We start from the raw sequence: 13,127 nt of genomic DNA, 5'->3' as shown, positions 1-13,127 counted from the left end.
CCGCGAAGGATAGTACATAAACCATAAACACCCTTGGGTGAGTGATGAGCCGCGGAAACGGCGCCACGAACGCTGCCGCCAACGGACACCTCTCGGCCATCTTCAGCCATGGCAGCGACTGTTGAGAGGGCCGTTCGAACGCCGGCTAAGACACCGAGAGCGGACAGCAGACAGGGACAGCCGCACGATGTACGAACGGGAAGCCCGCAGCGGGAATTTCTCTGAGGTCTATAAGCGCTTCGCGCGCAATGACGCTACTTTTTGCTTTCATTAGGCTGTCAAAAATATACAATCAGAATTACGTCCTTTCTGCGTGCCGTTGGCGGCCGGAGCGCGTCCCTCAGACTGGTTCTTCGACTCAGCCGATCTAGGGTTTCGCGGTGCGTTTAAGCCGGACCATCATGCGCGTTGCCGCAGTCGGCCGCCAGCCGTTTCGTCAGGGCGCGACCGCAGAAGCGTCCTCGCTACCTTCGCATTCGGTGTTCGCCGAAGCCGAAAACGAACCGAGATGAAGATGAAAAGCTCAACGTTTCGTGCGATCGTTCGCAAGGTTGCGCTTGCTGTTCTCACGGTTTGCGGGGCACAAATCGCCAGCGCGGCAAATGTCACCATCGCGACTTTCAACGGTCCGGCCATGCTTGAACTCAAAAAGCTCTCCGCGAGCTTCGAGGGTGCGAACCCGGACATCAAACTGAATTGGGTAATCCTCGAGGAAAACGCACTTCGTCAGCGTGCGACGACTGACATCACCACTGACAGCGGCCAGTTCGATGTGATTGCAATCGGTACTTACGAAGCGCCGCAGTGGGGCAAGCGCGGCTGGCTGGTGCCAATGACCAATCTGCCGGCCGATTACGATCTCGACGACGTCGTAAAAACCGCTCGCGATGGTCTTTCCTACGATGGTCAACTGTACGGGCTGCCTTTCTATGTCGAGAGTTCGATGACCTATTATCGGAAGGACCTGTTTCAGGCAGCCGGGCTCAATATGCCGGATCAGCCGACTTACGAGCAGGTCAAGCAATTTGCAGACATCCTTACGGATAAGGCCAAGGGTCAGTATGGCATCTGTCTGCGCGGAAAGGCGGGTTGGGGCGAAAACATGGCATACGTATCGACAGTGGTGAACACCTTTGGTGGACGCTGGTTCGATGAGAACTGGAAAGCGCAGATCGATACGCCGGAGTGGCGCAAGGCGATCGGCTTCTATGCCAACCTGTTGAAGAATGACGGGCCGCCCGGAGCGAGCTCGAACGGCTTCAACGAGAACCTGACGTTGATGTCGTCCGGCAAGTGCGCGATGTGGATCGACGCGACGGCCGCCGCTGGCACGCTCTACAACAAAGCGCAGTCAAACGTGGCGGACAAGATAGGCTTCGCTGCCGCACCGGTCGCAGTGACGCCGAAGGGATCGCGTTGGCTGTGGTCGTGGTCGCTCGCGATACCCAAAACGTCAAAGTCACAGGATGCCGCGAAGAAATTTGCCGCTTGGGCAACCTCTAAACAGTACATCGAAATGGCTGGAAAGGACGAGGGTTGGGCATCCGTTCCGCCGAACAGGAAGTCGACTTTCGCACGTCCCGAGTACAAGCGGGCCGTTCCATTTGGCTCTTTTGTATTGAAAGCGATCGAATCCGCGGATCCGAATGATCCGTCGCTCAAGAAGGTGCCATACGTTGGCATTCAGTTTGTTGCCATCCCTGAGTTCCAGTCTTTCGGAACCGTTGTCGGCCAAGCAATCTCGGGCGTCGTTGCCGGGCAAATCAGTGTGGATGAAGCGCTGAAAGCGGGCAACTCCGCCGCTGATCGCGCTGTGAAGCAGGCGGGTTATCAAAAGTAAGACCCAGAACTTGTCGTATGCAGTGGACGAGCAGGCCCGCTTCCGCTCAACGACCGGGCATTGCCTGAAAGGCCGCAATGCCTAGGGGAACAGCCTTTGGCTCGTGCGCACGACGAACGTCGCTGATGGGTCCAGGTCGTGTAAAAACGCAAGGCGGACCCAATGACGACTTCACGCGATGAGCGCAGGCGTCAGCGGCCCAATGTGGGCTTTGCAAACGGTTATGGGCGCCTTGCCTTCTTTGTGAGAGGAAGGGGTACTCAGGCGCCGTAATGCGCCCCGGCGCGACCGCCGTGGTGCGAGCCTATCCTCACGCTCGCATCTTTTGCATCATCGCCGCCGTGCCGAGGATCGCCATGACGCGCCTGAGGTTGTATGCAAGGACATGAAGGCTCATCTCGGTGCTGACATGCTCGCGTGTTTTCATAAGGAAGTGCGCCGCGCCCATCCAGAATTTCAGCGTGCCAAACGGGTGCTCGACGGTCTGACGGCGTACGCGCATCATTTCCGGCTTATGGTCGAGCCGTTGCTGCATCGCTTCGACGACGGCCTCATGTTCCCAACGCTTTATCCGGCGAGCCTGCTTGCCTGATGTGCATTGTTTTCTGATGGTGCAGGTAGAACAGGCCGAGCTCGAATAGCAATGCAGCGTCATGCCGTGCTCGATGTTTGTGAAACGCCAGTTCAGCCGCTGCTGGGCCGGGCAAAGATATTCGTTATCTTCGGCGATGTAGATGAAATCCTGCTTGCCGAAATATCCGTCAGCGTTCTTGCCCGAAGTCAACGGTTTGGGAACGAAGGTCGTAATGCCCGCCTCATGACATTGCAGGACTTCTTCGCTCTTGAAGTAGCCCCTGTCGGCAACAACAGTCAGATCCTTGATGCCGGTAGCCGCCCGTGCCTGGCTGGCCATGTTCGTCAACTGGCTGCGATCGTTGCCGACGTTGGTGACCTCGTGTGCGACGATCAGATGATGCGTGTCATCAACGGCCGTCTGAACGTTATAGCCAACCATTCCCGTTCCCCGACCGCTGGTGGCCATTGAGCGTGCGTCTGGATCGATCAGGGAAACCTGTCCATCTGGCGACTCGCGCAATCGCTGCTCCATCGCCTTGAGGTCCTGCATCTGCTGCCTGAGCTTGCTGATCTTGTCGCTGATCCGACTCGTCTTCGCCTCGGCAACATCGGATTGAGTCCGGTCTGCAGTCCCGAGCCCTTCAATTCTCCAGCGCGTTATAGGTGATGGGATAGTCGGTGAGTTGCGCGCCGGTCTGAACCACAACCCGGATGCAGTCGTGCCGCACGCCCCTCAGTTCTCCGTCGATGATTCGGTTCAGGATCACGTCGATAGCCGTGGGAAGGTCGGTGCTTTCTGGCTGCGCCGGCTCATCAGCGACAAGATGAACGATCGCGCGCACGAGTCGCGAAGTTTTCGCCAGCACGATGCGGTAGCGCGTGGCGCGCGGCTCCCGGTTCTGCGCCGGGTAGATGATGTCCCGGAAAGCGCTTTTGTAGATCATGGCTGAGGCCCCGTAAGTGTGGCCGCACTCCGTGTACGGCTCACTTACCAGGCTACGCGTCGCTCGCCAAAGTCAAGGCGGCGGCGGAACGCGCGAGAGCTAGACTGTGGCCCCCGTCTGATCGTCGTCATCGCCGGGGTCCACGATGGTTTCGCGTAACCGCGTGGCCGTTCTGTGGCTGGAGAGGCCCAACAGGTTGCTTACCTGTTCGTTGGTCTTGCCTTCCAGCAGATGCCTGCGTCCGTACGTGTTGCGAAGCAGTCGCGGACTCTCGTCAGTGGCCGCCGCTTCGACGAGCCGCAGTGCCGCGCGCACACACTGCCCAAGCGTGGCGGGCTTCATCGGCTTCCCCCCAGCCGTCGCCATGAAAAGCAGTCCATCGCTGACGGGCAGCCCGATACGCGCCTTCCCGTAGGCGCGCAGCACTTCAACCGCGAATGCGTCAACGGGCACGCGGCGCGCTATGCGCGGCCCGCGTTTCCTGACGAACACGCTGGGCCGTGCGCCTACCTCAAGGTCATCGACGGTGAGCGCGGTCAGTTCTGCGGCGCTGACGCCGGTGCCTAGCAGCATCGCGACGATCGCGCGGTTGCGCATCTCCTTGAACGACTCAAAATCCACTACGCGGCAAAGCTCCTGCAATCGCGCATCCTCATCCGGCCACAGGAAAACCGGCATCGGCTCGTCTTCCGGCCAGTGCTCCTGAGGAAGCAGGGTTGCGGCCGGGTTGTCGGTGCGCAGGCCAAGCAGGGACAGGTGGCGCGAGAGCCGGTCCAGCAGTTTGAGGTAGCGCAGGCGGGTCGATGTGCCGGGCGCGCAGTCGCGATCCAGATCGGCGAAGAAGCCGTCGATGTGGTCGGTGCCGAACTCGGCGACCGTGACACCGTGGCTTGTCAGGTAGCGATGAAATCGAGCGAACATCGAGCAGTGCTGAACGATGGAGCGCTCCGCAAACGCCCGCGGGTCCGCGCCGGTGGCTTCCGCGTGCTGCCATTCAGCGTAGGCCGTTTCCGGATCGGACCGCCACAGGTCTGCATTCATAAAATGTATATACTGAAGTGGCGCTTTCCCCATGGTAACGAAGCTCGCGCTTCGCCGAAACCCGGCCATCAAGGGCGTGGGGGCGCTGCGGGGTAGGCGAGGGAAGACGATAATTCATCTGCTGACATTTGGCGAGAAAGGCATCTGCGGCCTATCGTACATACCGCGACTCAATGTCAAGGCGCGGCGGGGCGCCAGAAGGACGAGGCCTCTATGAGCGAGCTATCACAGCAGTGCCGCAAGCTGCTTTACCGGATGATGTGGCAGACACCCGAGGGAATTGTCGACGCGTTCGCGCTGTGCGCGAGCCGCGAGGAAGCGCGGCGCTTGCTCTGCTCGGCTATATCGCTGGTCTCGGGTATCCATCAGGACGAGCTCAAACTGTTCAACCTCGAGTCCTTCGATGATCTGGTGAACGCGGGCGTGAGCGACGACGAGGATCTGCGCATCTTTGAGACGCAATGGAACGGCGCCCATGTCGCCGGCTGAACAACGCGGCCGCTTTTTCTGACGCCAGATCCTACGTTATTCGCCAGATGGGCAGACCTGCGGGCGGAACTGGCCGCCGCTCAAACCAACTCGGTCATCTCACGCATAAGCGGTCGCGGCTACTGAAGGGCGATACGCGACTGTCCGTCGCATTCTCATTGCGGAACGAGCGGCATTCGCAGGATAAGGCAGCAGTCGACCCACTGCTGACGTTGACCGACTTTCCTTCAATGGTCCGCTATTCGGATACAAGAGCCCTCCGCCTAACTGCTCAACCGCCCGTTAACCTGACAGACGGTGGCGCGAGGAAACGAGGAATCTCCACCGTGAATACCGTCTCATTCTGATCAGATCGAACCCCAATCGATCCGTCATGGGCACGCGCAATGCACCGGCAGATGTACAGGCCAAGGCCAATCCCAGACGATGGCTTCTTCTAACCGGGTGACGGACCTCCGCACGTCAATGGATCAAAGATCGTTGGGAGAGCACTTGCCGGTATCGGCGCACCGCCATTGAAGACTGAAAGAATTATCTGCGCACCGTCACCCTCAGCTTCCAGGCGGACGGCCCCGGAGCCATGTTGGACTGCATTGTTTAGCAGATCGACGATCAACCGGTTCATACGGGCACCGTCCAGAATACCGGCGAGTTCGCCCGTCAATTGCAGATCGGCTCAACATTCTTCGCAAATTGCCGGACCGCCTCCGCGAGCATCTGGTCGATTGCCTCGTTAAAGCGGATCATCTTCTGAAACGCCGCCGCATCGAGCTTGGTATCGTCGCCCGGCTTCCCGGCTGCGAAGCGGATGGCACACGTCGCGAAGACAACCAGTGCCACGTTGAACCACAACGCCACCGCTGCTGCAAACCTGATTTTGTCGGCCGTGCTTGCGACAGCAAGAGGCAGGAGGGCGTGGGTGTCTCGAGTGCGGTGAAGATCGCAGCGGCGACCGCCACACCAAAGGCGGTGCCGAGCGAAGAAGCCATTTTGTAGATTTGTTCCTTGGGATGCTGATCCCGAGCAGAAAGCCTTCCTGCTCGGTATCTGTCAGCGCGACCCGTGTTGACAGGCGCAGGGCGACAAATGCAATGGACGCCCCCACGCACCGGGCGGGACGCGTCAAAGGAGGCGGACCCTCGCGGGCCGACGGCACCAGAGTGCCAAGATGGAGGATCATTGATGATTTTCACAGGCAAACCGGAGGGTCCAAATGAAGTAGACGACGGTCGATGTGGATATCGCGAAGTACGTGTTCCAGCTTCATTGGGTCGACCCCAACACCGGGGAGGTGTTCGTCAAGGCATTCAACACGGGAACAAGAACGATCTTGGTGATGCCCCGCGCGATTTGGATGGCGAGCAGGCTGTCCTCGCACTGCATCGGTTGCGGCAGCAAAGAATCAAGTTTCGCACCATGCAGATGAATAGCCTGCGAGGTCTGTTGACCGAATACGGCGAGTTGATGATCCTCCTTCCTCATGCAACGCTGACCCCCGACTAATGCGACAATCGTCGTCTTAGAAAATACAAGTACGGGCCGGGAGGTACACATGACCACGCGAGCGGATGAAATCCTGACGACACTAGAAAGCGAAATTCTTTCGGGCCGTCTGCCGCCCGGCTCGCGGCTGGAGGAAACGGAACTCTCGGAGCGCTTCGAATGCTCGCGCACGCCGATTCGGGAAGCGCTGCGCCAATTGGCGTCCGAAGCGCTCGTCACCATGCGCCCGCGCCAGCCGGCAATGGTCGCTGCGCTGTCGGCGCGCAAGCTGCTCGAAATGTTTCAGGTCATGGCCGAACTCGAAGGCCTGTGCGCGCGCCTCGCCGCGCGCCGCGCAACCCCGCAGCAAATCGCGCGGCTGCGCGACACGCAGGTCGAACTGCGCGGCGCGCTCGATGCCGACAACGTCGACAGCTTCTACGAGATCAATCGTCGCTTTCACGAACTCGTCTATGAGGCGAGCCAGAACGAATTCCTCGCGGATCAGACGCGCGGCCTGCGCAACCGCGTGTCGATCTATCGCAAGATGGTCACGCGAAAGGTACGGCGCCGTCTCGATACGGTCGACGAACACGAACAGGTGATCGCCGCCATCGAGCGCGGCGACGGCGACACGGCCGCCAAGGCCATGTCCGCGCACGTCAATCTGCTCGGCGAGCAGATGCTCGACTTCATCGCCCTGTTCCCTGAACCCGCCGAAGTCACCGAATAGGCGCGCTTCATCCGCCTGAACGGTCGGCCGCGCTCGCGGCCAGCGTGGCGCGTGCCCGCGCGCACCGGTTTTTTTGAAAATCTCCTTGCTATGTATTTTGAATCGGTATTATTTGGATACAAACAATCCGACTGAAAATACAAACAGCCGGGTTTTCACGGACGACACCGGCCGATGCCAACACAAGGAGCAGGCGATGAGCGACACGCTGCATGCCGCGAGCGACGTAGAGCAAACGCAGAAAATCGAGGACCGCATGTACCGGAAGGTCACGCTGCGGCTCATCCCTTTCCTGATCCTCTGCTACGTGGCCGCGTATCTCGACCGCGTGAATATCGGCTTTGCGAAGCTGCAGATGCTGAGCGACCTGCAATTCAGCGAAACCCTCTACGGACTGGGCGCGGGCGTGTTCTTCATCGGCTATTTCCTCTTCGAGGTGCCCAGTAATCTGATGATGCAGCGCGTCGGCGCGAAGGCGTGGATCGCGCGGATCATGGTGACGTGGGCGCTCATTTCCGGCGCGTTCTTCTTCGTGCAGACGCCGACGCAGTTCTACGTGCTGCGGTTTCTGCTCGGTTCGGCCGAAGCGGGTTTCTATCCGGGCGTCGTGTTGTATCTGATGCAGTGGTATCCCTCCAGCCGTCGCTCGCATGTGCTTGCCATTTTCATGGTCGGCATTCCGCTCGCGGGCATCATTGGCGGACCGTTGTCGGGCTGGATTCTGGAGGCGTTCAACGGTACGCACGGGCATCCCGGCTGGCGCTGGCTGTTTCTCATCGAAGCGGTGCCGTCGCTTGCGCTCGGTATCGCGGCGTTCTTCTATCTGAAAAACCGTCCGTCCGATGCGAGCTGGCTCACGCGTGAAGAAGCCCGTCTGATCACCGATGCGCTCGACACCCCCGAAGATCGCCACGCGCGCATTTCCGAAACCGTCGGCCAGGTGTTCCGCGATCCGCGCATGCTGCTGATGGCGCTGATCTACTTCTGCGTGATCATGGGCCAGTATGGTCTGACGTTCTGGATGCCCACGCTCATCAAGGCGTCCGGCGTGTCGGGCGCGCTGAAAATCGGCGTGCTGTCGGCCATTCCGTTCGTGGTCGGCGCCATCGCGATGGTCTCGTTCGGGCGCAACTCGGACCGCACCGGCGAGCGCCGCTGGCATCTGATCGTGCCCATGCTGATCGGCGCGGCCGGCTACGCGATTACGGCATCATCGGGGTCCAACGTGCCGCTGGCGCTCATTGGCTTGTCGCTCGCGGCGGCGGGCGTGCTGACGCCAGGGCCGCTGTTCTGGGCGCTGCCGTCCGCGATTCTCGCGGGAACTGGCGCGGCGGCGGGCATCGCGGCGATCAACGCGTTCGCCGGTCTCGCCGGATTCGTCAGTCCGTATCTGATCGGCTGGCTGCGCGACCTCACGCACACATCCGTGGTCGCGATGTATGTCTCCGGCGGCGTGCTGGTGGTCGGCGCGGCCATGATCCTGTTGATACCGGCCAAGCTCGTGAATCGCTGATTCGATCGCAATCTCATCGTGTTCGACGGAAACGGCATGCCGCCACGCATGCCATTTTTTTTGCTTTCTATGGCGTTTATGTATTTGCAAGTGGTAGTCTTTGTATTCGCACAACGGCTGTATGAATACACAAGGACGGGCACATGGAACTGAACTTCAAGGGCAAGTCGGCGCTGATTACAGGCGCGTCGAAGGGCATCGGACTGGCGACGGCATGGGCGTTCGCCGCGGAGGGTATCGAGGAACTGCACCTCGCGGCGCGCTCCCCCGACGCGCTGCATCGCGCGCAGGATGAAATCGCGACCCGGCACGGCACGCGCGTGCACGTGTACGCGACAGATCTGTCCGTCACGCAGAATGCCATCGACCTCGCGCGCGCATGCTCGAACGCCGACATCCTCGTGAACAACGCCGCCGACTCCAGTCCCGGCCCGCTCGACAAGATGACCGACGAGCAATGGCGCGCGAGCCTCGACATGAAGATCTTTTCCTACGTGACGCTGACGCGCGAACTGTATGCATCGATGAAACAGCGCGGCAGCGGCGTGATCGTCAACGACATCGGCAATTCGGGCGAAAACTGGGACGCGAACTACATCATCGGGTCGACCGGAAACGCCGCCATGATGGCCTTCACGCGCGCGATCGGCGGCTGGGCGCTGGACGACGGCATCCGCGTGGTCGGCGTGAATCCGGGGCCGGTCGCGACCGATCGCATGGTCAAGCTCATGAAGCGGCGCGCGCTCGACTGGTACAGCGACGAGAGCCGCTGGGAGGAACTCTTCGACAAGTATCCGGGCAAGCGCGCGGCGAAGGCCGAGGAAGTCGCCGATCTGATCGTGTGGCTCGCGTCGGAGCGCGCGGCGTATATCACGGGCACGGTCGTCACCATCGACGGCGGCATCGCATCGCGCCGCTCGATCATCTGAAGGAGCGACCGACATGCGCCGATTCGAGGAACGCAACGCCTATTTCGACCGCCTCTGCAACAGCGAAGGGCTGATGTGGCTCGGTCAGAACACCAACCACTTCGAGCCGCATCCGGCCGTGCGCCAGGCCGTGATCGACGCGCTCGACGGCGGCGAGTATCACGCGTACGCGCCGCCGCTCGGCTTCGAGGAACTGCGTCGATTGATTCGCGATGACATCGGTCTTCCCGATGCATCCGTGATGATTACGGACGGCGCCGTCGAAGCGCTATACAACGTGTGCCGCAACATCTGCGAAGCGGGCAAGGACTTCGTCACGACGAATCCGAGCTGGGCGTGGCCGATGCAGTTCGCCGCGCGTGCCGGTTCGCGCGTGATCGAACTGCCGATCTATTCGCCGGAACAGAACTACAAGCTCACGCCCGCGCAACTGCGCGCGGCGGTGAACGAAAACACGGGCGTAATCTATCTCGTCGATCCGAACAATCCGCTCGGCACCTGCCATACCGAAGACGAGATTCGCGAATTCGCGGAGATCGCGCGTTCGGTCGGCGCGTATTTCATTCATGACGCGACGTACTTTCAGTTCGCGGACAGCTTCACGCCGGCGTATCGCTTCTATCCCGAGAAGACCATCGTCACGTACAGCTTTTCGAAGTGGCTCGGTCTCGCGGGCATGCGGCTGGGCGCGGTGATCGCGCATCCCGATCTGATCGAGCGATTCGCGTCCGCGCCGCCGAACAATCTCGGCAGCAACGTGTTGTCGCAGCGCGCGGCCATCGCGGGATTGCGCACCAAGGGCGAATGGTTTCCGGAGATCAACCGGCGCCAGCGACGCAATCAGGCGGCTGTCGTCGAAGCGGCGAAGAACGTCGAAGGACTGAGCGTGCCGGTGTTTCCGTCGCAGGCGAACCTACTCGTGGTGGAAACCATCGGCGCGGGCATCACGCCCGAAGCGCTCGTCGAAGCGTTTCAACAGGAGCGCGTGATGATCCGTCAGGGCGCGTATCACACGAAGCAGTTCGGACATCGCTTCGTCAAGGTGAGCCTGACGGTGCCGGAAGCGTGGGCGGACCGCTTCTGCGAGCTGCTGCCGTCGATGGTCGAGCGCGCGCGTTCGATAAAGGAACCCGCGAATCAATTCTGACTTTCGACGAGGACTGGACATGCCGTATCTGACGACATCGGATGGACTGAAGCTGTATTACGAGGAAGCGGGCGAGGGCACGCCGATCGTGTTCGTGCACGAATTCGGCGGCGACCTGCGCAGCTGGGAGCCGCAGATGCGCTACTTCAGCCGGCGCTATCGATGCATCGCGTTCGCGGCGCGCGGATACCCGCCGTCCGACGTGCCCGACGACATCGAGCAGTATTCGCAGGCCATCGCCGCGCGCGATATCCGCGATGTGCTCGACGCGCTGAAGATCGATCGCGCGCATGTCGTCGGCCTGTCGATGGGCGGATTCGCGACGCTGCATTTCGGCCTCGACTACGCGGATCGCGCGCGCTCGCTGGTGGTCGCGGGCGCGGGCTACGGCGCGGAAAAGGAGTTCGAGGATTACTTCCGCGAAGTGTCGCTCGAAGTCGCGAAGCAGTTCGAAGCGCAAGGCGCGCCGCAGTTCGCGAAGACGTATTCGCTCGCGGCATCGCGCATTGCGTTTCAGGTAAAGGACCCGCGCGGCTGGCTCGAATTCGCGACGATGCTCGGCGAACATTCGGCGCGCGGTTCCGCGCTCACGATGCGCGGCGTGCAGGCGCGACGTCCGTCGATCTACGACCTCGACGCGCGCCTGAAAGCGATGACGGTGCCCACGCTCGTCGTAGTCGGCGATGAGGACGATCACTGTCTGCAGCCCGGCATCTTCCTGAAGCGCACGGTGCCCGCGAGTGGACTCGTCGTCATGCCGAAGACGGGCCACACGCTGAATCTCGAAGAGCCGGCGCTCTTTAATCAGCACATCGCCGAATTTCTCGCGATGGTCGAACAGAACCGCTGGCTGCCGCGCGATCCGCGCGCCGTGCCCGCACAAATCATGAAGACGTCATGAGCGCCAGTGCGTACGTCGATGAAAAGCGCCTTGCGCAACGGCTCGCGGCGATGGCGCGTATCGGCGCGACCGGGAACGGCGGCGTGAATCGTCAGGCGCTGTCGCCGGAAGACGCGGCGGCGCAGCGCCAGCTCGTGCAGTGGGGCGAGGCGCTCGGCCTGAAACCGTCGATCGATGCCATCGGCAATCTGTTTCTGCGGCTGGAAGGCGCGGACACGGGCGCGCCGCCCGTGCTGTCCGGCTCGCATCTGGACAGCCAGCCGACCGGCGGCAAGTTCGACGGCGTGTTCGGTGTGCTGGCGGCGCTGGAAGCCGTGGAAGCGATCATCGCATCGGGCGTGAAACCGCGCGTATCGATCGATATCGTCGCGTGGATGAACGAGGAAGGATCGCGCTTCGCGCCGGGCATGATGGGCTCGGCCGTGTTTGCCGGCGCTCGCGCACTCGATGCCACGCTCGCCGTCGTCGACAGGCACGATGTGAGCGTGAAGCAGGCGCTCGCCGAGGTGCGCGAGAGCCTGAGCGACGTGCCCGAACGCATGCTGAGAGAACGTGTGTCGGCGTATGTCGAGGCGCACATCGAGCAAGGTCCGCATCTGGAGAACGAGGGGCTTACGATCGGCGTGGTGACCGGCATTCAGGGCAAGCGCACGTTCAAGGTTCGTGTGGACGGCGAGGCAGCGCACGCCGGCACATCGACGCGCGCCGAGCGCAAGGATGCGCTGCTCGCCGCCATCGCGATGGTGCAGGCGCTCGCCGACGAGATGCACGACGACGAGGACATCGTGAAATTCACGGTCGGGCGCTTCGACGTGAAGCCGAGCGCTCCGTCCGTCGTGCCGAGCGCGGTCGATTTTTCCATCGACTTGCGTCATCCGGACTCCGGCGTGTTGCGCGCGCTGGGCGACCGGATCGCGCCGATCTGCGAGGCGCACGCGGGGGTGTGCGAGGTGCGCGTGACGGAGCTGTCGTCCGCGATGTCGCTCGAGTTTCCCGAACCGATGCGCGCGCTGATACGCCATGCGGCGTCGCGTCTGGATTTGCCGTATCGGGACATTCTCTCGACGGCGGGTCACGACGCTCGCTATCTCCATTACGTGTGCCCATCCGCGATGATTTTCGTGCCGTCGCATCTCGGCCTCACTCACTGCGAATCCGAATACACGTCGTCGTCTGATCTGGCGGCGGGCGCAAGAGTACTCGCGGATGTGTTAGGCGAGCTTGCGGCATAGCGGTCGCGGGGCGCACGTTAGCTTCGAGTCGTGCGGCAGCGAGCCGGGTCGGACGGATATCGGTAAGCTCGGCTCGCCGACGCTCGAGCAGAGTCACAGGCGCGCCCGATTCGAATGTGATGGGTAATGGTCTTGGACGGCAGACGGCTATGAAGGGACCTTCATCCGAAGTGTCGCGCGGACATTTAGAAGGCGGCTCCCGTTGTCAACGGACATCTAAGCACGATACAGCGCCGTTGCCCTATCGCGTCTCAGGCCGCGCTCGAACGCGCAAGACGACCTCATCGGCGCAAGTCGGCG

12 protein-coding genes and 2 pseudogenes are annotated in these 13,127 nt (G+C 61.5%); 9 read left to right on the top strand and 5 right to left on the bottom strand.

What is annotated here, in order from left to right; genetic code table 11:
- The first annotated feature begins 514 nt into the window (after positions 1–514).
- Positions 515–1,840 (top strand): ABC transporter substrate-binding protein, encoded by a 1,326-nt coding sequence (locus RW095_RS02755; protein ID WP_394365064.1) that lies wholly within the window; start codon positions 515–517, stop codon positions 1,838–1,840.
- A 310-nt stretch (positions 1,841–2,150) separates the two neighbouring features.
- On the opposite strand, the pseudogene RW095_RS02750 reads toward RW095_RS02755, so the two are convergent.
- The 3 genes and pseudogenes from RW095_RS02750 to RW095_RS02740 form a co-directional block, all read right to left on the bottom strand.
- Positions 2,151–3,104: pseudogene (locus RW095_RS02750) on the bottom strand (transposase); the annotation flags it as partial.
- Positions 3,058–3,360: a hypothetical protein gene (locus RW095_RS02745; RefSeq protein WP_317016296.1), complete on the bottom strand. Its 303-nt coding sequence runs from the start codon at positions 3,358–3,360 to the stop codon at positions 3,058–3,060. The pseudogene RW095_RS02750 and the gene RW095_RS02745, both read right to left, overlap by 47 nt.
- Positions 3,361–3,459: 99 nt before the next feature.
- On the bottom strand, positions 3,460–4,401 hold the full coding sequence (locus RW095_RS02740; RefSeq protein ID WP_317016295.1) for a tyrosine-type recombinase/integrase: 942 nt from the start codon (positions 4,399–4,401) through the stop codon (positions 3,460–3,462).
- A 213-nt stretch (positions 4,402–4,614) separates the two neighbouring features.
- Here RW095_RS02740 and RW095_RS02735 point away from each other — a divergent pair, with 213 nt between their 5' ends.
- Entirely contained in the window at positions 4,615–4,890 is a 276-nt protein-coding gene (locus RW095_RS02735) for a hypothetical protein (protein WP_317016294.1), read from the top strand.
- 436 nt (positions 4,891–5,326) lie between these two features.
- Here RW095_RS02735 and RW095_RS41185 read toward each other — a convergent pair whose 3' ends face one another.
- Both RW095_RS41185 and RW095_RS02730 read right to left on the bottom strand, forming a co-directional pair.
- Positions 5,327–5,515, bottom strand: coding sequence for a histidine kinase (locus RW095_RS41185; protein ID WP_394365063.1), 189 nt, complete (start codon positions 5,513–5,515; stop codon positions 5,327–5,329).
- A 35-nt stretch (positions 5,516–5,550) separates the two neighbouring features.
- The gene (locus tag RW095_RS02730) at positions 5,551–5,748 is read right to left on the bottom strand and encodes a hypothetical protein (RefSeq protein WP_317016293.1); all 198 of its coding nucleotides are present in this window, start codon (positions 5,746–5,748) and stop codon (positions 5,551–5,553) included.
- A gap of 376 nt (positions 5,749–6,124) precedes the next feature.
- Between RW095_RS02730 and RW095_RS02725 the strand changes: the two are divergent.
- The 7 genes and pseudogenes from RW095_RS02725 to RW095_RS02695 all read left to right on the top strand — a co-directional run.
- Positions 6,125–6,357 (top strand): annotated as a pseudogene (locus tag RW095_RS02725) (IS110 family transposase); the annotation flags it as partial.
- An 85-nt stretch (positions 6,358–6,442) separates the two neighbouring features.
- Complete coding sequence (locus RW095_RS02720; RefSeq protein WP_317016291.1) at positions 6,443–7,105, top strand: GntR family transcriptional regulator; 663 nt, start codon at positions 6,443–6,445, stop codon at positions 7,103–7,105.
- Between the two features lie 196 nt (positions 7,106–7,301).
- Positions 7,302–8,618 (top strand): MFS transporter, encoded by a 1,317-nt coding sequence (locus tag RW095_RS02715; protein ID WP_317016290.1) that lies wholly within the window; start codon positions 7,302–7,304, stop codon positions 8,616–8,618.
- Positions 8,619–8,761: 143 nt separating this feature from the next.
- Entirely contained in the window at positions 8,762–9,547 is a 786-nt protein-coding gene (locus RW095_RS02710) for a short-chain dehydrogenase/reductase (protein WP_317016289.1), read from the top strand.
- A 13-nt stretch (positions 9,548–9,560) separates the two neighbouring features.
- On the top strand, positions 9,561–10,694 hold the full coding sequence (locus RW095_RS02705; RefSeq protein ID WP_317016287.1) for a pyridoxal phosphate-dependent aminotransferase: 1,134 nt from the start codon (positions 9,561–9,563) through the stop codon (positions 10,692–10,694).
- Positions 10,695–10,713: 19 nt separating this feature from the next.
- Positions 10,714–11,595: an alpha/beta fold hydrolase gene (locus tag RW095_RS02700; RefSeq protein ID WP_317016286.1), complete on the top strand. Its 882-nt coding sequence runs from the start codon at positions 10,714–10,716 to the stop codon at positions 11,593–11,595.
- Positions 11,592–12,827 carry a M20 family metallo-hydrolase gene (locus RW095_RS02695; RefSeq protein ID WP_317016285.1) on the top strand — a complete coding sequence of 412 codons (1,236 nt, stop codon included), beginning with the start codon at positions 11,592–11,594 and terminating at the stop codon, positions 12,825–12,827. The genes RW095_RS02700 and RW095_RS02695 overlap by 4 nt, the downstream gene beginning before the upstream one ends.
- Positions 12,828–13,127 lie beyond the last annotated feature (300 nt).

It is taken from the genome of Paraburkholderia kirstenboschensis, from assembly GCF_032806925.1.
Classification (GTDB): Bacteria; Pseudomonadota; Gammaproteobacteria; order Burkholderiales; family Burkholderiaceae; genus Paraburkholderia; species Paraburkholderia kirstenboschensis.
Note: the sequence above shows the minus strand (reverse complement) of the source record. Positions and strands in the feature narration are given on the sequence as shown.